This window comes from Tsukamurella conjunctivitidis (assembly GCF_007858475.1).
In the GTDB taxonomy this organism is placed as follows: domain Bacteria; phylum Actinomycetota; class Actinomycetes; order Mycobacteriales; family Mycobacteriaceae; genus Tsukamurella; species Tsukamurella conjunctivitidis.
The window spans coordinates 1-23,229 of record NZ_VIGX01000030.1 but is presented as its reverse complement, the minus strand read 5'-3'; the positions used below and the strand labels follow the sequence as shown (position 1 = coordinate 23,229).

Genomic DNA, 23,229 nt, shown 5'->3' with positions numbered 1-23,229 from the left:
ACCTACCACCGCCGACGCCGTCAGGTCCGCCTCGGCCGGTTGACGCCCGTCGAATACGAGACGATCATCAACACAGCCGCCTCAGCGGCATGACACCGACACTGTCACCCGATCGTGCAGCAGTCCCCTCGTCAGGTCCAACGGTCCGCCGCTGATAACGCCCTCGAGCACTACAGCCGAAACCGTGATCGCAGTTCCGCTGACCTTCGTGGCAAGACCCAACACTCGCATGCCATCGATACTGCCTACGATTAAGCAATGAGCGCCACCCCTGCCGCTCGAATCATCGCCGGCAGATACCAGGTAATCCGCAGACTCGGCGCGGGCGCATTCGGTGAGGTCTTCGAAGTCAACGACCTGTTCATGAGCCAGGTCTGCGCGCTGAAGTTCTTGAGGCCCGGTTCCGTCAGTTCCGTCTGGACCGAAGCACAAGTGCTGAGGCAACTAGAAGGCGAATACATCCTGCCGGTGAGAAATGCTGACTGGGCATCTGGGGTTCCGTACATCGTTACCGATGTAGCCAACAACGGCACTCTCACCGCACGCATACCGGCCGAGATCGGCGTCGAGATCAGCACCGCGGTTGGATGGACGCGGCAAGCCTGTCAAGGGGTCTCTCGGCTCCACGACCACAACCTCGTTCACCGAGACATCAAGCCCGACAACTTGTTTCTCGACGAGCGAGGTGACATCCTCGTCGGCGACCTGGGCCTAGCACAGTTCATGGACTCCCACGGTTTCGCAGATGCGGCCGGCACCCCCACAACCATGGCGCCTGAGGTGGTGTACGCATTCATGACTGGCGACCCACGCTACGAACGGTGCTACAGCGAACAGAGCGACGTCTACAGCCTCGGCGCGACCCTCTTCTGGCTGATCGCGGGGCACGAGCCTCACCGGCATATCTCCACATTTGCGGACCTGTGGAATCGCGCCACCCCAGACCTCTGGGACCACGCTCCGCACGTGCCGCAAGGCCTGCGTGATGTCGTCAACACCTCAATCGCACGCGATCCCGGCCAGCGATACGACAGCCCTGCCCAGCTTGATGCTGCGCTCGGAGGGCGCGTTCGCCCTTCGCGCAGTTGGCGGCGCATTCGCCCCCACAGCGGCCACACACAGTGCTTTGAAGGGACCAAGGGGACCTCGGTGGTGGAGGTCTGTGCCGAACCCGATCATGGCAGCACGGGGCGTCTTCGCATCGCCGCGCGACACCAACGAAGCGGGCGAGCCATTGCGCGGGTCACCCGCGTAGTCAGAAGCGGAGCGCTCTCGGCCGCGCTGCGAAGTGCTTTCCGCGCAATCAACTGAACAGGAACGCACCCAACGACATCTCAGACCCCGGTATCCATCCTGGGGGTCGATGCAGTGTGCGCCATCACTTGCTGGAGCAGACTACGGCTGCTGCCGTGACTGCTGACGTCGCGGACGCCTACCCACCGGCGTCAACCCCCGCCGTCTCTTCAGCAGATTCTCGTCTTTCGTGTTTTCGCTGACAGTCAGGCGGCTCAGTATCCTCTGCTGAGTCTCTGGCGTCCAGAACACGCGAAGCTGCCGGCGGGCCCGTGTGATTGCCGTGTAGAAGATACTGTGCGAGATACGCTCCTCATTTGCATCCGTGATAACAACCTTGACCGAGTCGTACTCAAGCCCCTGAGCCTTGTGGATAGACACCGCATACGCAACCTGGAAAGGGACGAGGGTTTCAACTACGTCGTCGTCCTCGTCACTGTTGCCTCGCTCGAACACATCGAACTGAACGATCGTGTCATCGACCTTCCGAAGATCTATCCCGTATACTTCAGCCTCGCTGACGTCACGTTTGAGGTCTACGTCGAAGGTAATTCGTCCCGGCACGCGTTCTATGGACGCTATCGTGCCTTTCGTGGTGTTCGAGATGACTCTCTTGAAACGGTTCGTTTCGTTGAACAATACGGGATCGCCGACCTTGTACGTGGACTCACCCCACGTGACCGCCTTCTCGGGATTGCTGGCCTGAAGGAAGCGGTTGACATTGTTAATGCCATACAGGCCGTCATAATTCAAGCACAGCACGATCTCATCATCGCTATGACGAGTGAACAAATCCTCGCCGAGAGCCATCGAGTAGCCATTCTTAGACAGAGACTCCTCAATGCGGTCGTCGAGGCCACGGACTCGGCTCCACAACGTAAGAAGTGCGTCGTCGTCAGTCCGATATGGTTTGGTGAGCTCGAAAGTGGAATTCTTCGGAATATACGACCGTGCGAGACTGAACCAATTTCCAAACTGGATTGCCTCAATCTGGTAGACGTCGCCAACGAGGACAAGCAGATCGAAAGATGTCTGCTGAAGGACCTTGAGAATGCTCTCGTTGTCGATAGCACTGCATTCGTCGATCACCAACACATCAACCGAGGACTCCTGTACACCACTATTATAGATGTGGCTCGCAATCGTGCTGAACTGGGTGTTCGGAGCGTCGACCCGACGCTTGAGGTTTTCGACAGCGGTGTTGGTATGCGCTAGAAATAGCTTGCTCTCGGCGGAGAAGTAGTTGGCTATGTGATTGACCATCGTTGATTTGCCTGTACCGGCAGCACCCGTGATTATGGCCACGTTAGACTCGTCGAATAGGGCGGTGAGAGCCTCTGCTTTCGCAGGGTCATTGATAATTTCTGGATTGGTATGGAGCCATTTGTTCACATCATCGGAGTGTCTCTCGACGCCTTCACCGGTTGCCTCTTGAAGCTTTTCGATAATTGCCACTGCGGCGTCTTCGTATCCAACGATGAACACGTGGCCGTTCTCGTGCTTGAGCTTTCGTGGTGCGTGCCTTGGAATGGAGGGGAGGCGGCCGTTGTGCGCTGCGATCAACTCATCGACGTCCCCGAGATCTTCGAACTCTGCTGCTGGCGTGTAAATTGTGCCGTGCTGCTCGACCAGGTTCTTAACACGCCGTGCGAGAAGCTCATGCTTTCGACCTGTTGGATCGATGCTCGCGGCGAGGTCTGCGAACCCAGGGACGTGACCGGCGGGAGATGTACAGAACGGCATCCTGTCGAACGGCGCAGATCGGGAGGTGAGGCGAAGCCCCGACAGCCATGGGTTGGGCTCCGAGTCAAGCTGCCCCTTGATAATCTGATTGCGCATGCGAAGCATCAGGTACCGCAGCACTCGGGACCCGGCACGGCCTGCCCGGACGTGCTGTCGGGCCTCGTCGAGAATTGGAAAGAGCACAGGTTTCCGACCAGAGTCGCCAGTCATGTCGGCGCGGAGACGTGCGTAGTCCGCATCACCCATGTCCATTAGGTCAAGGAGGCTCAAGCGGGTTCGAGTCAGGTATCCCATCAAATTGCGGTACTCGAGGTTCCTCGACTCGATTCGTGGTGCAGCACCGAAAATTCTGGCGAAATTTTCGAATTCGCAGGGCCGGATCGAGACTTCCCAATCGCGAATGATCAGGATCGGCATGTTTCGACCAAGGACCTCAATCGAATCGGTCGCGAGATCGAGATACGCAGCGTACCGATCGGTGATATCGACGTCGGTGAAGGCAATCGTGCGGTCGAACTTGCTCGAAGTATTGTGCGCCACGGAGAAGGTTACTTCGTAATAGATGTTTCCCTTGGCGAAGAAGGGACGCGAGCTGTGAATGTAGTAGCGATCCCGACGAGGTTCGGACGGTGTAGCGCGCGCGACTGCGATCCGCTCCGCAATCTTTTCATGATACTCCCGAAGTGACGGATCAAGATCGATGGGAAACTGTTCTAGATTGTTCAGGATCGCGATGCCAAGTTCATCGTGTACGAGTTTCCTTGTGCGGATGAGGTACTCGTAGTACTTGAGCATCAGGCGTTCGGAGGAATCTTTGTCGAGTGTGTAGTGCGATGCACTCGACTGAAGAAGATCATGAAACCTCGCCAATAGGCGGAACCTGGCTTTTGCTTTAGCATCGAGGACCGCCGCTGAGAGCTTGTTGTAATTGAATTCTGTGCTGGCGTCGCCGGCGTGCGCCCAGAGGATCAGACCTTCGACCAGGTTCCTCAACTGGGAGAGTAGGTTTTGGGCGAGTAGACCGCGGTCCCCGTTAGCATGCTGAATATTCTCGCATATGACGCTGTCGCAGTTCTTGACCTGCTCTTCGATTGACGCCATCGATCCAGATACCTCACTGCCTGCAATTTGGCGCACGAGAGTTGCACGCACGCCTAGGATGCTTCTAATCCTGGTCTATTCCGGAGGTGGCGTTGGGTAGAAACGCCTGAAATGTGATCGATGCGCCGACGTTCCTCGTGATGCCGCTCTCGTAGCGACGCATCCGCAGGGAAGGCCTCGCGGTAGGTAGTGACGAGGCCTGCGAGTGTATGGGCGCGTATCTGCCCCGTTGAGCGGGTCAAATCTCGGGTGTCGTGGGCTACTGCGTGATCGGGCGGTCCGTGAAGTGGACAACGCGTGGGTCTCGAATGGTGAACATCGTCGTGTCGGCGGAGTCCTGCTCAGCGACTGCGAACATCGTCACGCCACCCGATTGCTGTTCGGTGTGTTTCGCCTTCGAGTCGAACCATAGCTCGCGAGCTCGTCGGACAGCGAAGCTGACCTCGCGATCGAGGCGGACACGCTGAGCAGCAGACCAGCCCCGCCGGTCGACCTTCATCGTGCACTCGATGGCCGCATTTCCTCGCCTGGCTGCGTGCAGGGTCAAGGTCAGGACGTCGCCGTCCTCGACGGGATCAACACGCCAACGCAGCGGCGCGTAGAACACCCGTGGGGCTGACCGCGCGATCTTGGCTTCCCATGGCGCAATCTGTTTGAAGCAGTACAGGTAGTTGCTTTGGTCAACGCCGGGAATGGAGAGCGGGTGCCTTGCACGGACCTCCTTGCTGCCTAACGCCAGCCAGTGGTTAACGATACGTTCGAGCGTGTGAGCCCGCCGGCGCCCGTCGGGGTCCGTCCCTCCGCTGCCTGCCTGGCGCCGCCGGCCACCGGGACCCGGCCGCTGCGAAACGACGGTGCCCGCGGGCCGTTGGCCTTGGCTGTGTTCATCGTCGACATGACCAAGTAGGACGAGCTCGGTCGGTACGACGGCCGTCCCGGGTCCGCCGTGATCGTCAACTGCGTCGACCTCACGTGGCCGTCTCGAGCAGTCGCCGCTGTGTCCGGGATCCTTGCCCGCACGAAACGACGGCGAAAGCTTGGTCGAGCCGAGTGCCGTCGGGTGCACCTTGGTCCCGCATTCCGTGCATCGAAAGGCTGTCGTCGCGATGAGCTCGGTTGTCCAGGAGCTTTCAAGCTCTGCGACGGTGACCGCGAGCGCCTCTGTGCCCACGGTGTAACACGCTTCGGATGAGGCAGACAGGCTGTTGCGTCGATGCACGCGCTGCATCCTTCCTGGTTCCGTGTGGCGTGTGCCGTCAGGATAGGCGCTCAAACACCTCCGTAGCGGACCGATCGACGAAGGTTTCCGCTCGAATTCGGGACACCGACAAGAGCGTGACTTCGGTGCGTAGGCCGGTGCTAGTCGTCGTGATTCTGATTGTCCCCGAAATGCGCGGCCCATAAGGTCCACCTCTCGCCACTCGGCTGTACTTCGCCTCGCTGGGCACGATGCGTTGCGCGGCATTGCGCCATCCACGCTTCGACCCACGCCGGTAGCGGGTTACGCCGTCGAAGAACTCATCATCCGCCACGGTCAGAAGACGCGTCGGTATGGCGAGACGGTTTGGTTCTGTTCGTCGGACGGCCGATCGAGAAGCCAGTCGAATTCATCGAGGCCCATCCCCCAACGATAGACCAGGGCGAACACCGGGATGAGCGCATTCGCCGGCGGTGGTCACTCGCGGCGCGCGATCTCCGTGGCGCTCCAATCCTGAAGGTCCGCTCAAGAGAATGTTACGGGCATGACAGTCGCCCACGCGCGAGCTCCAGACAATCGCTGGTGGGCACGACGGTCACGCGAGGACTGCCACAAAGCAAGAACCTCGTGGTGCTCGTCGCGTTTCTGACGACTGCACCACGAGGTTCTTACGTGCGACGGATCACTGCTTCGTTCGCAACGGCCGAATCCAGGACTTCCGACCTACCGCCGGAGCGTGACTATCGGGCTGCAGCAACCGACTCCGCGGCCTTCTTCGACCGGATGATGAAGTCGGCGCAGCGCTCGCCAACCACCACTGCGGGCATGTTGGTGTTCGCACGCGGAATGACCGGAAACACCGACGCATCGGCAACTCGCAGACCGGCCACGCCGCGTACCCGCAGCTGTGAGTCGAGCGCACCGTCGGTACCCATCCGTACCGTGCACGAAGGATGGTACGTGTGCTCGACGTTGGCACGGATCCACGCCTCGAGGTCGTCATCGGAGTCGATCTGCAGACCAGGGGAAAGCTCGACGCCGGCATGGCTGGCAAGGGGTCCGCTACTGACGATTTCTCTACTGAGCCGGATTGCCCTGATCATTGCGGCAATCTCAGCCCGATCCGACAGAAGGTTGAGGTGCACTTGTGCGCGCCGTTGGGGGTCAGCCGACGCGATCAGTACGGTTCCGACGCTGGTCGGAGTCCAATAGGACTGCCCCAGAGTGAATGCCGGCTTGTCGTGGACTTGGGCGCCATGCTCACGGAAGTAGGACGGCACGAACACGATCTGGAAGTCAGGTGCCGGAAGGCCTGGTTCTGTTCGTACGTGTGCCGTGGCCTCGGCCACGTTACTTGTGAGTTTCCCCTTCCCCTCCTCGGCCCACATCGCCACGTAGGACGGATCGTCTGCATCGAACAGGCCGACTTGATCGCCTTCGATCTCCCAATTCATCAGCGTCATAGGGTGATCCATGAGATTTGCACCTACCGCCGGAAGGTCCGCGACAGGAGTGATCCCGAGAGCGCTCAGGTGGTCTGCGGGACCGATACCGGATCGTTGCAGGATCTCGGGTGTGCCGAACACACCTGCGCTCACGATGACTTCGCGCGATGCGCGACTCTCGACGGGCTGTCCATCGATCAGGTAGCGCACGCCTGTGGCGACTCCGTCCTCGACGATGACCTTGTCAATGAGCGCCCCCGTGACGATCTGGAGCAGCGAGTTGTTGCTCAGGGGGCCGAGATATGCGGTTGCGGCGTCGTAGCGGTGCCCGTCACGCGTCGTGGTCTTGGAGAGGCTCACGCCGTCGAGATTGGGCCCGAAATGCGTCGGGTTCTCTTGGATGCCCGCCGCGACTGCCGATTCGACGAACGCCTCGCTCAGAGGATCGGGAGAGGGCAACTCGCGCCATCCGAGAGGTGACTTGTCGAAGAAGGGCTCGACATCGGACCACGCCCACCCCTCGACGCCGTACTGCGCCCAATTGTCGTAGTCCTCGCTGCAACCACGAAGGTGCACCATGCAGTTCATCGAGCTGCAGCCGCCCATGGTCTTCGCTCGCGGCTGGTAGATGGTTCGTCCGTCGAGCGTAGGTTCCGGCTCGGTGCGGTAGTCCCAGTCACGATCGCTGTGGAACAGCTGGGCGAACGCTGCCGGGATCTGAACCTCGGGGGTGTCATTGGCCGGGCCAGCCTCAAGTAGCAGGACACTGGCACCGCCTTCGACCAGCCGCGCCGCCACGGCGCAACCGCCTGAACCTGCTCCAGCGACGATGTATTCATAGGTTTCCATAGTTACTCCTTTGGCTCGACACGGAACCGGCCTTGCCGGTCCTGAGTTCGGTCGGCCTGACGTTAGGAGCAGCCGAAGCTCTGAAAGTGTTCAGAAACTGAACACATCGCACGGTCGATGCGCTCTTACCGTGACTCCTGATCGTCTTCCGACCGCTTGGAGGTTTTTGTGAGCAACACGCCGCACTACGACATGTTCATCAACGGGCAATGGATCGAAGCGTCCGAACAGTACGAAGTCCGCTCCCCTGCAACGGGAAATGTCACCGCGACGGTGGCGTTTGGCGAGGTCCGACACGCCGACGCCGCGGTCGCTGCCGCCAAGGCGGCCCATGAGGAGGGCACGTGGCGCCGGATGACTCCTGAGCAACGTGGCGATGTTCTCGACCGTATGGCGGACAGCATGGAGGCGAAGGCGTCTGAACTGGCGAGGCTCGCCACCGGAGAGAACGGGGTGACCGTCCGTATCGCGAACGCATTCCACATTGGACTCGGCACAGCCAACCTCCGGTTCTTCGCAAACCTGGCCCGAGCATTCCAGCCTGAAGAGCCCAATCCACTCGTTCCCGAGACCGAAGACGTGCGTGCCGTCCTTCGGCGAGAACCGATCGGGGTCTGCGCAGGAATTGTGCCGTTCAACTTTCCGCTGGTTCTCGCGGGGTGGAAGGTTGGCCCCGCACTCGCGGCAGGCAATACGTTTGTCCTGAAGTGCGATGAGAACACCCCCCTCACTCTGCTCGAACTGGCGAAATCCGCTGAAGACGCCGGCCTTCCGCCCGGGGTCCTCAACGTCATCACAGGGCCGGGCGAGACAGTCGGAGCCCATCTGAGTAGCCATCCTGATGTACGGAAGATCGCGTTCACGGGCTCGACAGCCGTCGGGAAGTTGGTCCACAAGGCCGCCTCGGACAACCTGAAACGAGTCACGCTTGAGCTTGGCGGTAAGGGGCCGAACGTGATTCTCGACGACGCAAACCTGGACATGGCGATCGACGGTTCGCTCTACGCCTTCCTGATGTTCGCAGGCCAGGTCTGCGAATCTGGCACCAGGCTTCTCGTGCCGGCCGAACGTCACGACGAGATCGTTGAGCGACTCGTGTCCCGCGCAAAAGACATCCGGATCGGCGATCCGAACGATCCGGCCAGCGATATGGGGCCCGTCGCCTCACTGGACCAATTGAAGCGGGTCACCGACTACATCGAAATCGGACTGCGGGAAGGCGCAAACCTCGCGTATCAAGGCACCGTGCCGGGCGGCCCCGATTTCGCCAACGGCGCCTGGGTCGCTCCCACCATCCTCACTGGCGTCAACAATCGAATGCGGATCGCCCGCGAAGAGGTCTTCGGTCCCGTCCTCGTGGTAATTCCCTACAACACCGTCGAGGAAGCCATCGAAATCGCCAACGATTCGGACTACGGCCTCGCCGCCGGCGTCTGGGGTTCGCCCGAACGCGCGTTGGACGTGGCGAACCAGCTTGAGGCCGGCACCGTGTGGGTCAACGACTGGCACGCGGGCTTCCCGCTAAACCCGTTTGGCGGATACAAGCAGAGTGGCATCGGACGCGAGGTCGGCCCGAACGCCCTCGCTGAGTACACACAGGTGAAGACAGTCCACCAGGCCAAGGACAACGACTGGACGAAGCGAGGCTTCGGCCTCGTTTTGCCGCCGCCAGCACTCCTGGGCTGAGCGCACCTGCTGTTCGATCGATTCCTCTGGCCCACGTCCTGCGCTGCCGCCGGTCGTGGGCCAGAGCGGCGCCCCCGCATCATCCAGTTTCGCGGCCCGATTCGCGAATTGACCTTCCGAACTCGAAGACACGCCTATGCTTGTGTGATGAGCGTCTCCTCACCGGAACGCCCGGAGATCGCTATGTCCTGGCACCGTTCGATACTCAGTGGCGTCGCAACCGCGGGCCCTCGACTCGCCAACCCGGACATCGACATTGACCCCACCAGCCGGCTGCTCCGGGCCGCGGTTCCTGTGCTCGACCAGCTTGCAGAAAGACTGATTGACACCCGATACAACCTAATTTTGGCCGACCGTCAGGGACGCATCGTGTATCGCTGGTTTGCCGATCGCAGACTTGAGGCCGTCCTCGACGATCTGGGTATCCGCCCGGGCGCGACTGGCGCCGAGGAGGTGATCGGCACGAACGCTATAGGCACAACGCTCGAGATCCGCCGCGGAATCGCGATCAACGGCGAGGAACACTACATCGAACCATTCAAGCCCTACTCGTGCTACGGACACCCGATCATCAGCCCGGTATCCCGCCGCATAGAGGGCGTCCTCGATATCAGCTGCACGACAGGCGATGCCAACCCGCTCCTGGCCCCTTTTCTCGTGCGAGCCGTCGAGGACATCCAACTACGCCTCGTCGATCTGGCCGGCACCTCAGAGCGACTGTTGATGCGAGCTTTTCAAGCCGAGTCCACTCTTCGCAATCGGGCCCTGGCCGCATTCGGTGACGATGTCGTTCTGACGAACAAGGCTGCGGTCGATCTGCTTTCGCCCGGCGACTACGCATCGATGAGATTGCTTGCCGCAGAGCTCGACTGTAGCTCGGACCGGCACACCAGAGTGCGCCTGAGCTCCGGCCTCGAGGTGGATGTTCACCTCACCCGAATCGACGGCACTACAGACGGCACACTCTTCCGGTTCAATCGCACCGAGACGCCACCCCAGTCGGTGACCTCACAAGCCCACGCCACGGATAGCGCGGCCATTCAGATGGGGCCTGTACTGATCCATGGCACCGCAGGAACAGGCCGCACCACGGAAGCTCGCAGACTGCGGCCGGGTGCGCTCTTCCTCGATTCAGCGGACGCGGTGACGTTCGGTGAACGCGCCTGGGCCAGCCGCCTGCAGGAGATCCTCGCAAGCGACGCGACTGTGGGTCTGGAGAACATCGACCTTCTCCCCTGCTCACTGATTCCGCTAGTCGTCGACGTGGTCTCTGCGGGCCACGCGATCGTCCTGACCTCATGTCCTGTGCGAGACCTGCAGGGGCCACACCTGGCACTCGCATCGATGGTCGTCGAGCAACGAGAGCTCATCGACCTGCAGGATCGCACGGGCGAAATCGAATCGCTGGCAATGCATTTGGTAAAGGACATCGAGCCGCAGGCCGACATCCGCCTGCTCCCGAGCGTGATCGAAGCACTCGCAACGAGAGCTTGGCCCGGAAATTTGCACGAACTGCGCGCAGTGATGGTTGACGTACTGAAACGACGAAACAGCGGCGACGTAACCGTGCGAGATCTCCCCCAGGCCTACCGGACAACTACTCGAACTCGGAACCTGGCAGGACGCGAACGAGCGGAGCGGATCGCGATCATCGAAGCGCTTAAGGTCCACGACGGCAACAAGGCACGCGCAGCGAAGGATCTCGGGATCAGCCGCACGACGCTTTACGCCCGTATGCGAGCGCTCAAGATCGGAATCTAGGTACAAGCGGTACTGATGGACATGACGGTGACGTCGCCCCGCTCCTCGTCCTGTCGGACGCGGTCGGGGCGACGCCGGCGGAGGAACTGCAGATCTAGCGCGGCGCCATCCGCAGCGCGCCATCCATGCGGATCGTCTCGCCGTTGATGTAGTCGTGCTCGGCGAGGAAGTAGGCCAGCTGCGCGTACTCGCTCGGCTCGCCCAGGCGCGACGGGAACGGGATGCCCGCCTCGAGGGTCTTCTTGAACTCCGGGGTCACGCCGGCCAGCATCGGGGTGTTGATGGTGCCGGGGGCGATGGTGTTCACGCGGATGCCGAACTGCGCCAGGTCGCGCGCGGCGGTGATGGTCATGGCGTGCACGCCGCCCTTGGACGCGGTGTAGGCGATCTGGCCGATCTGACCCTCGAACGCCGCGACCGACGCGGTGTTGACGATGAGGCCGCGGGAGCCCTGCTCGTCGACGGCCTCCTGCTTGCTCATCTGGTCGGCCGCCAGGCGCATCACGTTGAACGTGCCGACCAGGTTGATGTTGATGACCGTCTGGAACAGGTCCAGCGCGTGCGGGCCGTTCTTCGACAGGATGCGGCCCGCCCAGCCGACGCCGGCGCAGTTGACGGCCACGCGCAGCGGGCCCGCCTTGACGGCCTCGGCGATCGCGGCGAGGACCTCGTCCTCCTTGGTCACGTCGGTCGCGACGAGGTGCACGTTCTCGACCGGGGCGGCCTTGTCGATCGACGGCTGCAGGTCGAGGCCGAAGACGGTGGCGCCGGCATCGGCGAAGCGCTTCGCGGTGGCGGCGCCGAGGCCGGATGCGCCACCGGTGACGATGACGGAGGAGCCGGAGACGTCCATGGCTGATTCCCTTCTGTAGTGGAGCACTCGCCGAAAATGCGAGTGCGGCGCACCTCACCAGTGAGGTACGAGTTCAATGCCCCGGGACCATCGAGCGATTCCGGGGAAGCAGGTTCGACGAGCAGTCGGGCGAGGCCAGGCTCGCCCAGGTCACGAACCTAGATGGACAGCAGCCTCAACTGTCAATGCCGGTTGGTCCGCGGATAGGTGTTCTGCATCCGCAAGTTGTGTCCACATCGCGTCGACCATGGGCTGCAGGAAGATTCGCCCCAGTTGGCGGACCATGAGTTTGACGGTCTGTTCCGCGACGGGCTGGCCTGTGGAGGCCACTCCCGCGTCACGCAGGGCGATCACCTGCTGTCTACTCAGGTCGGTCAGCCGCGCTAACAGCCCATCCGGTGGTGCCGACGGATCGAGTAATACGCGCCGCATGTAGTTGACCACAGATGGATGTGACTGCAACATCCGGCTGACGGCGAGATCACGGGCGGCAGCGACCTGTGCAGCCGATCCACCGTCGGGGGCAGCATCAGCGATCGCCAACGCGTGGTAGTCAACGATGAGCTGGTCAACCGCCTGGCGCAGCCCCTCCTTCGTCTTGAAGTGATGCTGAACGAGGCCGACGGCGACACCCGCTTCTGCGGCGACGGCGCGCATCGACACTTTGTCCTCACCAGATGCCGCGTAGAGGTCAAGCGCAGCGTTCCGGATCCTCGCCCGAGCCGTGAGGTCGCCGCCTGTAACGAAGGGTTCACCCATCACAAGCCTCCTTGGACCGCGAGTATACAAACCGTGCTTGACCCATACATATGTACTAGCTACTATACGAGCGTATAGCAAGAGGAGTGATTCATGACACAAGAACTGTCCGGTATTCGTGTAGTGACCCTCGCGGTCAATGTCCCCGGTCCGGTTGCAGCAGCGCGGCTGTGCGCGCTTGGTGCTCAAGTTCATAAGATCGAGGGGCCGGCGGGCGATACGCTGCGGACTGTCACGCCCTCCTGGTACGACGCCCTGGCACAGGGACAGACGGTCCTTACAGTCGACCTCAAGACCGATGCTGGCCGTGCGGTGTTCGAAACGGAACTGGACGCGGCTGACGTACTGATCACCGCGATGCGACCGTCTGCGCTTCACAAGCTCGGGATCGATGCGGCGGTCGCCGCGCGTCCCGCGCTCTCCCACGTCGAGATCGTCGGGTACGACGGAGAGCGCGCCGACGAAGCCGGGCACGACCTGACCTATCAGGCGGCGTACGGCATGGTGGTTCCCGGCGTCATGCCGACGGTGCCGGTCGTGGATCTGCTGGGCGCCGAACGCGCTGTCGCAGAGGTGCTGCTCGCGCTTCGCGAGCGCGACCGGACCGGGGCGGGCGCTGTCCGTCGCGTCGTCCTCGATGACGCGGCCGCCGATGCGGGCGCGGCCGTACGGCACGGGCTGCTCGGCGACGGGGCACCCCTGGGCGGTGCGGACCCCGCGTACGGCGTGTACCGCGCGGCCGACGGTCACGTGGCCGTCGCTGCGATCGAGCCGCACTTCCGCGCCAGGCTCGTGACCGCGCTCGGCGCCGAGGACCACGCCGGTATCGCGGCGGCGTTCGAGCGGCGCAGCGTCGACGAGTGGCTCGAGCTGGCAGCTCGGATCGATGTACCCATCACGGAGGTGCGCGGCGCGCGCACCGCACAAAGGAGCAGGTAACTTCCATGGCAGCGAACAACGAAGCAGTGATCGTCGGCGCGGTACGCACGCCCGTCGGTCGACGCAACGGCATCCTCAGCGGTTGGCACCCCGTCGACCTGCTCGGAGCCACCATCGCCGAACTGGTCCAGCGAGCGGCGATCGACCCGGCCTTAATCGAGGACGTCATCGCGGGATGCGTGCTCCAATTCGAACAGCAGACGGGGAACCTCGGACGGCACGCGGTCCTCGCCGCAGGCCTCCCCGAGACGGTTCCGGCGGTGACAGTCGACCGGCAGTGCGGCTCGGGCCAGCAGGCCGTCAGCTTCGCGGCGCAGGCCGTGATGGCCGGCACGCACGATCTGGTCATCGCGTGCGGCGTCGAGTCGATGTCCCAGGTCCCCATGCCACCGTCGATGACCCCGGGCGCGCCCCTCGGACCGCAGTACAGTCCGCGTGAGCTGGCGCGGTACGACGGCGGTCTCATGGCACAGGGCCTCTCGTCCGAACTGATGAACAAGCAGTTCGGATTCACCCGCGCCGAACTCGACGAGTTCGGGATCCGCAGCCACGAGCGGGCGGCCACAGCCACCGCCGCAGGCCGATTCCGAGAGCAGCTGGTCCCGATCCACGCAGATCCGGCCGACGACACGTCGCCGCTCGTCGACCGCGACGAAGGGATCCGCGCGGAGCAGGACCCCGCCAAGGTGGCCGCGCTGCGCACCGTCTTCGCCGAGGACGGGATGACGACTGCGGGGAATTCATCGCAGCTCAGCGACGGCGCCGCCGCTCTCCTGATCGCGAGCCGCGAGTTCGCCGAGGAACACGGCCTGCGGCCCCGCGCCCGATTCCGCGCGCTCGCCGTCGCGGCGGACGATCCGATCGTCCAGTTCACCGCGATCCTGCGGGCCAGCCACACAGCGCTGCGCCGATCCGGACTGGAGGCGAGCGACATCGACCTGTTCGAGGTCAACGAGGCCTTCGCCGGGGTACCACTGATGTTCCAGCGCGAGTTCGACGTCCCCGACGACAAGCTCAACGTCAACGGCGGATCCGTCGCCATCGGACACCCGCTCGGGTCCACCGGCGCGCGGATGCTGACCGATCTCCTCTGCGAGCTCGAGCGCCGCGGAGACCGCTTCGGACTTCAGACGGTGTGCGAGGCCACCGGAACCGCGAACGCCACCATCATCGAACGCATCGGCTAGAAGGGCATCCACCATGACCGACATTGTCAAGGGGCTGCCGTCCACGCACGGCGACAGCACCCAGCTCAACACGACCACCCTCATCCGGCACGCCGCCAGGACCTACCCGGAACAGGAGATCGTCTACCGCACGCCCGACGGCGGCTGGGACCGCTACACCTACGCCGACGCGTACCGTCGTATCCGCCGGGCCGCGAACGTGCTCGGCGGACTCGGCGTGGGCCCGGCCGACGTGGTCGGCATCCTGGACTGGAACAGCAAGCGCCACTTCGAATTGTACTGGGCCATCCCCGGCACGGCGGCGGCGATGCTGCAGATGAACCTGCGCCTCTCGCCGGCGGACCTCGGCTACGTCGCCACCCACAGCGGCGCCTCCGTCGTGCTGGTCGACGAGTCCCTGCTCCCGGTCGCCCGCGAACTCGCTCCACACGCACCCGGCATCACGACCTGGGTCGTGATGACCGACCGGCCCTCGTCCGAGGTGGATCCCGGCCTGCCGAACGCGGTCTTCTTCGAGGATCTCATGGCTGAGGCCTCCGACGAGATCGACTGGCCAGTGATCGACGAGACGTCCACGTACAGCGCTTGTTACACCACGGGAACCACCGGCCGGCCGAAGGGTGTGTACTACTCGCACCGGGGCATCTACCTGCACACCATGGCGCAGGTGGCCGCCATGGGGATGAACGCCGCGGACTCGGTCATGCTGATCACGCCGATGTTCCACGGCCAGAGCTGGGGACTGCCCCAGTCGGCGGTGTACGCGCAGGCGAAGGTCGTCCTCCCCGGCCGGTACACCGCCGAGGACACGGCAGTTCTCGTCGACGCGATGATCGCCGAGCAGGTGACCGTGGCGAACGGCGCACCCGCGATCTTTGGTCCCATGCTCGACTACATCAAGACCCTCGACGCGATGCCCGACCTCAGCCGTGCTCGGCTCCTCTGTGGGGCGACGGAGCCGCCATTGACCATGATGCGCGGATTCTTCGAGCTCACCGGCGCCGACATCATCCACGCCTACGGAGCAACGGAGACGACGCCGTTCGTGGCCGTCAACCGCGGCATCAAGCCGACCCTCACGGATCTCACCGATGATGAGCGCTGGGACCTCAAGCGCTGCCAGGGACTCCCCTGCGTCGGCGTGGACCTGAAGGTCATCGGCCCCTCGGGCGAGGAACTGCCGCACGACGGCGTCGCCGAGGGCGAGCTGCTCATCCGCGGCCCGTGGATCACCGAGCGCTACCACGACCTCGACGAGGTTCCCGGCGAGCGGTTCATCGACGGCTTCTGGCGGAGCGGCGACGTCGCGACCATCCATCCGAACGGCTACGTTAAGGTCGTCGACCGGCTCAAGGACGTGGTCAAGAGCGGCGGCGAATGGATCTCGTCGATCGACATGGAGAACGCGATCGTGGCACACCCGCGGGTGCGGGAGGCGGCCGTCATCGGCGTCGCGCACCCGAAGTGGCAGGAACGCCCCGTCGTGCTGCTCGCCACGATCGACGGCGAAGATGTGCCCCTCGCGGAGATCCACGAGCTGCTCGCCGGGCGGTTCGCGAAGTGGCAGCTGCCCGACGTCGTGATTCGCGTCGACGCTCTGCCGCGCACCAGCGTCGGCAAACTCGACAAGAAGGTCATGCGGGTCGACCACGCCGACGTGTACACAGGGGTCACCGAATGACGTCAGCGTCTACCGGAGAGCCAGTGGTGATCCGCGAGCACGTCGGCGCGGTCGCCGTGCTGAGCCTGAATCGCCCGAAGGCCTACAACGCGCTCAACCGAGAAGTTTTCGATGCGCTCGGCGCGCACCTGGCAACGTGCAAGGACGACGATGCCGTGCGTGCAGTGATCATCACCGGATCGTCGAAGGCGTTCTGCGCGGGCGCTGACATCAACGCATTCGACGCATTGCGCGCCGAATCGATCCTGGGGTCGTTCGACGCTGGCGGCGGGCCGACCTGGGAGGTGCTTAACGCGTGTCGCAAGCCGGTGATCGCCGCAGTCGAAGGCGTAGCCTTCGGCGGTGGTTGCGAGCTAGCGCTGGCCTGCGACACGGTCATCGCCGGAGCGGGCGCTCGGTTCGCCGTGCCGGAGGTGAAGCTCGGAGTGATCCCGGGTGCGGGCGGCACGCAACGCCTAATCCGGGCCGTTGGCAAGGCCAAAGCGATGGCCATGCTGCTCAGCGGCGATCCGCTGGATGCAGCGGCCGCCGAAGCCGCCGGTCTGGTGGCCGCGGTAGCACCCGCCGGCGAAGCGCTGACTGCCGCGCTGGCGCTCGCCGGCCGCATCGCGGCGAACTCTCCGCTCGCCGTCGCACTCGCGAAGGATGCGGCACGCGTGTCGATGGAGTCACCGCTCGCCCACGGCCTGGAGTACGAGCGGCGCAACTTCGCCGTCGCGCTGCGCTCGGACGACTGCCACGAAGGCCAGCGGGCCTTCGAAGAAAAGCGGACCCCCGAATTCCACGGAAAGTGATCTAACATGACGACTCAGCTAATCCGCGACGTGCAGATTCCGGTAGGCAATGATTGTGTTGTCGTGGCCGACCTGATCAAACCGAGTGGTGACGCACCGACTCCGGTGCTCGTCACCGTGATGCCCTATCGGCGCGATACGGCCGGTCACGTCACGCATGCGGACGCGATGACGTGGTTCGCCGAGCGCGGCTACGCCTCGGTCTTCATTGATCCTCGGGGCCTCGGCGGATCGTCGGGAACGATGCTGCCCCCGCTGGATCCCCAAGAGGGGCGCGACGCCGCCGCGGCGATCGAATGGATCGCCGACCAGCCGTGGTGCGATGGATCGATCGGCATGTGGGGGATGTCTTATGGCGGAATCATGACGCTGCGCACGGCCGCCCTGCGCCCGCGCGGGTTGAAGGCGATAGTGCCGATCTTCTTCACCGCGGACGGATCCGATGGCCTGGCCAACCCGAGCGGGGTACGCGGCGGTGTGATGGCCACCGGTCTATGGGGAACGAAAACCCTGCTCGATCAGGTTCTGCCACCCGTGCGCACCAACCCGACCAGTATCGAGATGGAGAGTTGGCGAGCTCGACTGGACGAGACGCCGAACATCATCGACTTCTGGCAGCACGGTCCCGACGATCCGGTCTGGGGGGAGCGCGCCATCGACGCCACTCTCGTGGACGTCCCGGCGCTGTGCTTCTCGGGCTGGCGCGACCTCTTCTGCTCCGGCAGCGTGCGCGCCTACGAAGCGATCCCGACACGGAAGCATCTCGTGGCGGGGCCGTGGATGCACGTCGAGCCCAGCGCCTCTCCGATTGCGCCTGCGGAGCATCGCGAGCTGATGCTCCGTTGGTGGGACCGTTGGCTCCGCGACAAAGCGGAACCGGAGTTCGACGCCGACGGTGCGACCGTGTTTGTGCAGGGAAGCGCGCAATCCTGGCGCGAGTACACGGCGTGGCCCCCGGCAGAAAGTCGAAGTGTCGTCTTTGACGCGGCCACCTCGAGCGAATTGATCCCCGCTCCCGACGATGGCGCCTCCGCGCCGCCACACTGGCCGGCGGTGTCGGTGAGCGACGCCGTCGCGGGCACACAGTCGGGGACGTGGTACATCCCCACGTTCGGTTACGGGCTGCCCTTGGATGAGCAGGAGGACGACCGGCGGGCCGTGGCCATCGATGGCGAGGAGCTCACCGAGGACACAGTCATCATCGGAGCGCCGACCGCCGACGTCGTGACAGGGGAGGGGACGACCAGCGATCGTATCGTCGTGCGCGTTGCCGACGTGGCCCCGGACGGTAGTTCGCATCTGATCACGACGGGCATCGCCCCCATTACCGGCGGCGCCGGTCAGTGGCGCGTCACGTTGGCGCCGACCGCGTACCAGGTGCCCGCCGGGCACCGGATTCGCATCGTCGTTTCCAGCAGCGACTTTCCCCACGTCCTGCCGGCCGTGCAAGCGGATGGCTCCAGCTCCGTTCTGGAGGTTCAGGGACTCCGCCAGCACTTGCTGACAATCGACCCCGGCGCCGGGGTGCCGACAACACTTCCGCCGCCCCCGACCGCCCTGCCGGACGGCATCATCAGTGCCGCGCCGGTGTGGAAGATCGGGCGCGACCTGATCCTCGACGGGGTTGAGATGCTCTCCGGCGCCGACGTCGCGGTGAGAACATTCGACGAAGCCCATGTCTATGAGTCGTCAACGCGTGATTTTGCCGAGGTCAATAATCTCGCGCCGAGTATGGCGCGACTGACCTTCGATCACGCGGCGACGGTGCGGTTGGCGAATGGCCGGACCATCGAAGGAAGCGTGCATTCTGAGTTTGTGGGCGGAAAGCTCACAGCACACGCAAAGGTTCGCGTCGGGGATGACCTCGTTGTCGATCGAATCTGGGAGGTATAGAAACGATGTCCGAACTGTTCCCCAACTATCGCGCCCCTTGGGAGTCCGATGACCAGGCAGCCCTTCGGGTGCATGCCGCCGCGTTCGTCGCCAAAGAAGTGACTCCGCACGAAGAGCGCTGGGCCCAGCAGCACCAGGTCGACCGTGACGTCTGGAACAAGGCCGGCGCGGCGGGTCTGCTCTGCCTCGATGTGCCCGAGGAATTCGGCGGTGCCGGTGGCAACTTCGGGCATGAGTCCGTCGTCCAGCAGGAGCTGGTCGGCGCCGGCGACAGTGCAATGGGCTTCGCCGTGCACTCGACCATCGTGGCGCACTACATCAATTCGTACGCCACCGCAGAGCAGAGGAAGCGGTGGCTGCCCAGATGCGCCACGGGCGAGGCGGTTCTCGCCATTGCGATGACCGAACCGGGGACAGGGTCTGACCTGCAGGCTGTTCGCACGACCGCCGTCCGACAGGGCGACGACTACCTGATCAACGGATCGAAGACCTTCATCTCGAACGCCACCCACTGCGACCTTCTCATCATTGTCGCCAAGACCGATCCCAGTCAGGGGGCAAAGGGAATTTCCCTTTTCGTCGCCGAGACCAAGGACCTGGACGGCTTTGAACGCGGCCGAATCCTAGATAAGATAGGACAGCACGGACAGGACACCAGAGAACTGGCATTCACCGATATGCGCGTCCCCGCGGCCAACCTCCTAGGAGGCGTCGAGGGCCAGGGCTTCTATCAGCTAATGAACCAGTTGCAGCGGGAGCGACTCATCATTGCAGTCGGCGCGATCGCAGCAGCCGAGACCGCGGTCGCCCGGACTATCGCGTATGCCAAAGAGCGCAAGGCTTTCGGCAAGCCACTGATGCAATTCCAGAACACCAGATTCGTCCTCTCCGAATGCAAGGCCGACGTCCTGGCCGGCAAGACACTCATCGACCATTGCATCGGCGAGCAGATCGCGGGCCGACTGGATCCCGCAACCGCCTCGATGGCGAAGCTGTGGGCGACCGAGAAGCAGAAGGAGGTCATCGATCGGTGCCTCCAACTGTTCGGCGGCTACGGCTACATCCTCGAGTATCCGATCGCCAGGATGTACGCCGACGCTCGGGTCCAGACGATCTATGGCGGAACCAGCGAGATCATGAAGGAGCTCATCGGAAGGTCGCTCTAGACGAGCAGCAAGAGCCGCAGCATGGAGAACCATCCTTGTGAGTTTCGCGAAGTCTCGTCGACCGAAGCGCTATGTCTGAGCCGCAACTACTTGTTCCCGGCTCACGAAGGGAGCAACCGCCATGATCTGCATCTTGGGTTCGGCCGGGCACTTCGGCCTGCGGCTCGGAGTACTTCGGGGACTTGGCGAGATGTACGAGCGCAGCGACATGAACGACCTCAGCGATCGCGTCTTGAAGACAACGGATAGCGAGCCTCGACCGACGATTTTCTCGACGCCAGACTCGTCGCGTGGCCGTCCTCCAACGGTCCGATGATGACAAGGATCCTCTGTAAGGAGCAACCAGGCGCTACCGCGGTGGCTGCGGAAACGTCATTCCGTGGAGTGGTCGCTTTGCTCGACGACCTCGTTTCAAGTGAGTCGTTCCTCCGCGGGAGCGCCCACCGCCTGCGTGCCGAGGTGCCTGCGTACCGGTCGGTGTCCGACGAGTCGATCACCGCCTGTGTCGAACGGATCCTGCGGTTCGCTGCCCCGGTCTTGATCCGGGGCAGCGAACCGCCAAGCGGCGAGATTGTCGGGGCCGATCACGCGACTCTCGAGAAGCTACTGCAAGGTGCGGACTTTCACGATGTCATGGCTGGATTCCGCTCCGTCATCACGGGGATCCAGCACTGGATCGCCGATCGTGCCCCCGCGCATGGCGTTGCGGTCGGCACGGTACTCGAGCTCTCACAACTGCTGTGGGGATTGAGTGACTCGTTCTCCAACCAGGCGACCGAAACGTACCGCCGCTATGTAACACTCGGACAGCCGAAGCTCGAACAACAACGTCGTAGGCGGTGGGTGACTGGCCTCCTCGCGGGCAGCCTTCCCGTGCACGATATTTGGCTTGGATGCGCCGAATTCCACATCGATCACGACGCACTCGTGCACGTAATCTGTGTCGCTGCCGTCCCGCAATACGCGTTAGAGGGCATCGCGACTCGGCTGATTGACGACTGCACGGCGAACGCCGGTGCCAGCGAATCGGTAACGATGCTAGTTCCCGGCGCGGGCGGCCTCATCGGATTCACCACGTCGCCACCCGGATCGTCACGAATGCCTGTCGCGGTTGGTCCGCCACGACCACTCAGTTCCCTCAACAGCTCGTACGTCATCGCGCGGGACATCCTCGCCGCCGTCGGCTCAACGGCTGGCGTACACAGCCTCGAATCGGTCAGCTGGCGGGTCGCGGTGCCGGCGCAATACGCCCTCAACGCGTTCCTCGACCGTCGATATCTAGTTCCCTTGCGCGAGCATGGCGCGTTCGGAGAGCTCATCATCGAGGCGCTTCAGGCCTGGCTCAATCACGACCGGAACGCTGCGCGAGCAGCGGCCAGCATCCCCGTCCACAGGAACACCCTCCGATACCGGCTGAGCCGGTTCGAGGAACTCACCGAGTGCTCACTCGACGAGACTGAGACGATCATTGAGCTCACGTGGGTACTTGCCGCCTCATCGGCCCTTCGAAGCGAATAACCGGCGGCGGCGCAGCCTTTTGGACGAGTCCGCGACTGCTCTTACCGCGTGAGAACCGTGCGCGAGAGGCCGATCATTCCGGACCCGTCAACGACCGCGCCCCCGAGTTTCCGCGCACGATGCCGTCCACCCGCTCGATCACCAGGAGTAGTTCCGCTCGCTGGGCGGGCTCCAGATCCCTTCTTCTCGCAAGTGATCGAGCACGGGCGCGAAGGCCCGAACCTCGGCTGGATTCCACAACGGGAAGTTGACGAGCACGTTCGATGTGGCGGTGTGCTGTTTGAGAGCGATCAGTTGCCTTGCCACCTGCTCGCTGGTGCCGAAAATCTTGAGTATCCCCTGACCACTGCCCCACGCCCGCGCAGCTGCCTCAGACCCTTGTTCCTCGAACAGCGCGCGAACAGAGTCGATTCCGCCCAGGATATCGGCGGCCAACTCCATCGTTGCGTCCTCGTTGAGCGACCTCGTGAGCCGTTCGTAGGTCTCCTCAGCCTCGCCCTCTTCCTCGCGAACAATGACTATGGCGAACGGAGTCGTACCTAGCGGAGCTGCACGCCCGACGCTCTCAAGTACGGATTCGACGCGATGTCCGGTCTCTCGCACCTTGTCTAGGCTGTTGCCGGCAACGACGAGTTGGTCGCAATGTCGAGCGGCAAAGGCCATACCAGCCGGTGACCCGCCAGCGCTCACGAGGAGTGGGTGTGGACGCTGGAGCGGGCGGGGCGCCTTGATTCGGCCGTCAACGCGGTAATAGTCGCCCTCGAAGTCCACAGCTTCCTCGTCCGCCCAGAGACGCTTGACAACCTCGACGAACTCGCCCGCCATGGCGTAGCGGCGGTCATGCTCAACCAGGTTCTCATCACCGAACAAGCGCGCCTCAGGGTCGCCGAACCCTGTCACGACGTTCCAACCCCAGCGGCCGCCACTAAAGGCGTCGAGTGTGGCGCCCATTCGCGCGGCGTGCGCGGGCTTATGGTGTGTGGTGTGCAGCGTCGTGATCACTCCGATGTGATCAGTCACCGCAAACAAGCCCATAGCGAGCAGCGGCGCATGGAACTTCGGCGACTGATGCCCTGCGCGTTCGGCGGCACGCTGATGTCCTGACCAACTATCAGCGATGAATAGCGCATCGAAGCCGGTCTCTTCCGCGCTCCGTGCCATGTCGAGAAACACCTGCTTCGATAGCGTCGGTGTCGTACGCGCAGCTTCGTCCGACCAGATGTGGTCCGTCTGACCCGGGACTGGTGCACGGTTAGGTGACATCTGATCTGGCTTGCCCCGGGAGGGCGGCCTGGAAGGATGACTACTGTGCCTAAGCCTTATCCGAAAGAGTTCCGTGATGATGTGGTCCGGGTTGCCCGGG

16 protein-coding genes are annotated in these 23,229 nt (G+C 63.4%); 10 read left to right on the top strand and 6 right to left on the bottom strand.

Annotated features, from left to right (window positions below):
* Positions 1 to 258 precede the first annotated feature (258 nt).
* Complete coding sequence (locus FK530_RS23600) at positions 259 to 1,311, top strand: serine/threonine protein kinase (RefSeq protein ID WP_128646662.1); 1,053 nt, start codon at positions 259 to 261, stop codon at positions 1,309 to 1,311.
* An 84-nt stretch (positions 1,312 to 1,395) separates the two neighbouring features.
* Here FK530_RS23600 and FK530_RS23595 read toward each other — a convergent pair whose 3' ends face one another.
* The 3 genes from FK530_RS23595 to FK530_RS23585 form a co-directional block, all read right to left on the bottom strand.
* Complete coding sequence (locus FK530_RS23595; protein ID WP_231706769.1) at positions 1,396 to 4,188, bottom strand: ATP-dependent DNA helicase; 2,793 nt, start codon at positions 4,186 to 4,188, stop codon at positions 1,396 to 1,398.
* A 208-nt stretch (positions 4,189 to 4,396) separates the two neighbouring features.
* Positions 4,397 to 5,356 carry a hypothetical protein gene (locus FK530_RS23590; protein WP_138944086.1) on the bottom strand — a complete coding sequence of 320 codons (960 nt, stop codon included), beginning with the start codon at positions 5,354 to 5,356 and terminating at the stop codon, positions 4,397 to 4,399.
* 719 nt (positions 5,357 to 6,075) lie between these two features.
* Complete coding sequence (locus FK530_RS23585) at positions 6,076 to 7,629, bottom strand: GMC family oxidoreductase (RefSeq protein WP_006368929.1); 1,554 nt, start codon at positions 7,627 to 7,629, stop codon at positions 6,076 to 6,078.
* 168 nt (positions 7,630 to 7,797) lie between these two features.
* On the opposite strand from FK530_RS23585, the gene FK530_RS23580 reads away from it, so the two are divergent.
* Both FK530_RS23580 and FK530_RS23575 read left to right on the top strand, forming a co-directional pair.
* A complete protein-coding gene (locus tag FK530_RS23580) occupies positions 7,798 to 9,315 on the top strand; it encodes an aldehyde dehydrogenase family protein (RefSeq protein WP_006368930.1) in 1,518 nt (505 codons plus the stop codon).
* Positions 9,316 to 9,462: 147 nt separating this feature from the next.
* Positions 9,463 to 11,076: a sigma-54-dependent Fis family transcriptional regulator gene (locus tag FK530_RS23575; RefSeq protein ID WP_035727429.1), complete on the top strand. Its 1,614-nt coding sequence runs from the start codon at positions 9,463 to 9,465 to the stop codon at positions 11,074 to 11,076.
* A gap of 94 nt (positions 11,077 to 11,170) precedes the next feature.
* On the opposite strand, the gene FK530_RS23570 is transcribed toward FK530_RS23575, so the two are convergent.
* Together FK530_RS23570 and FK530_RS23565 are read right to left on the bottom strand one after the other, a co-directional pair.
* Positions 11,171 to 11,929 carry an SDR family NAD(P)-dependent oxidoreductase gene (locus FK530_RS23570; protein WP_006368932.1) on the bottom strand — a complete coding sequence of 253 codons (759 nt, stop codon included), beginning with the start codon at positions 11,927 to 11,929 and terminating at the stop codon, positions 11,171 to 11,173.
* A gap of 150 nt (positions 11,930 to 12,079) precedes the next feature.
* Positions 12,080 to 12,688 (bottom strand): TetR/AcrR family transcriptional regulator, encoded by a 609-nt coding sequence (locus FK530_RS23565; protein WP_006368933.1) that lies wholly within the window; start codon positions 12,686 to 12,688, stop codon positions 12,080 to 12,082.
* Positions 12,689 to 12,781: 93 nt separating this feature from the next.
* On the opposite strand from FK530_RS23565, the gene FK530_RS23560 reads away from it, so the two are divergent.
* The 7 genes from FK530_RS23560 to FK530_RS23530 all read left to right on the top strand — a co-directional run bounded on the left by FK530_RS23560 (position 12,782) and on the right by FK530_RS23530 (position 21,866).
* On the top strand, positions 12,782 to 13,627 hold the full coding sequence (locus FK530_RS23560) for a CoA transferase (protein WP_006368934.1): 846 nt from the start codon (positions 12,782 to 12,784) through the stop codon (positions 13,625 to 13,627).
* 5 nt (positions 13,628 to 13,632) lie between these two features.
* Entirely contained in the window at positions 13,633 to 14,814 is a 1,182-nt protein-coding gene (locus FK530_RS23555) for a thiolase family protein (RefSeq protein ID WP_006368935.1), read from the top strand.
* Between the two features lie 13 nt (positions 14,815 to 14,827).
* Positions 14,828 to 16,495, top strand: coding sequence for a long-chain-fatty-acid--CoA ligase (locus FK530_RS23550; protein WP_006368936.1), 1,668 nt, complete (start codon positions 14,828 to 14,830; stop codon positions 16,493 to 16,495).
* A gap of 23 nt (positions 16,496 to 16,518) precedes the next feature.
* Positions 16,519 to 17,289 (top strand): enoyl-CoA hydratase-related protein, encoded by a 771-nt coding sequence (locus tag FK530_RS23545; RefSeq protein WP_006368937.1) that lies wholly within the window; start codon positions 16,519 to 16,521, stop codon positions 17,287 to 17,289.
* A 63-nt stretch (positions 17,290 to 17,352) separates the two neighbouring features.
* A complete protein-coding gene (locus tag FK530_RS23540; protein ID WP_035727433.1) occupies positions 17,353 to 19,182 on the top strand; it encodes a CocE/NonD family hydrolase in 1,830 nt (609 codons plus the stop codon).
* A 5-nt stretch (positions 19,183 to 19,187) separates the two neighbouring features.
* Positions 19,188 to 20,348 carry an acyl-CoA dehydrogenase family protein gene (locus FK530_RS23535; protein ID WP_006368939.1) on the top strand — a complete coding sequence of 387 codons (1,161 nt, stop codon included), beginning with the start codon at positions 19,188 to 19,190 and terminating at the stop codon, positions 20,346 to 20,348.
* Positions 20,349 to 20,705: 357 nt separating this feature from the next.
* On the top strand, positions 20,706 to 21,866 hold the full coding sequence (locus FK530_RS23530; protein WP_158645186.1) for a PucR family transcriptional regulator: 1,161 nt from the start codon (positions 20,706 to 20,708) through the stop codon (positions 21,864 to 21,866).
* 138 nt (positions 21,867 to 22,004) lie between these two features.
* Here FK530_RS23530 and FK530_RS23525 read toward each other — a convergent pair whose 3' ends face one another.
* The gene (locus FK530_RS23525) at positions 22,005 to 23,129 is read right to left on the bottom strand and encodes an LLM class flavin-dependent oxidoreductase (protein WP_146489334.1); all 1,125 of its coding nucleotides are present in this window, start codon (positions 23,127 to 23,129) and stop codon (positions 22,005 to 22,007) included.
* Positions 23,130 to 23,229 lie beyond the last annotated feature (100 nt).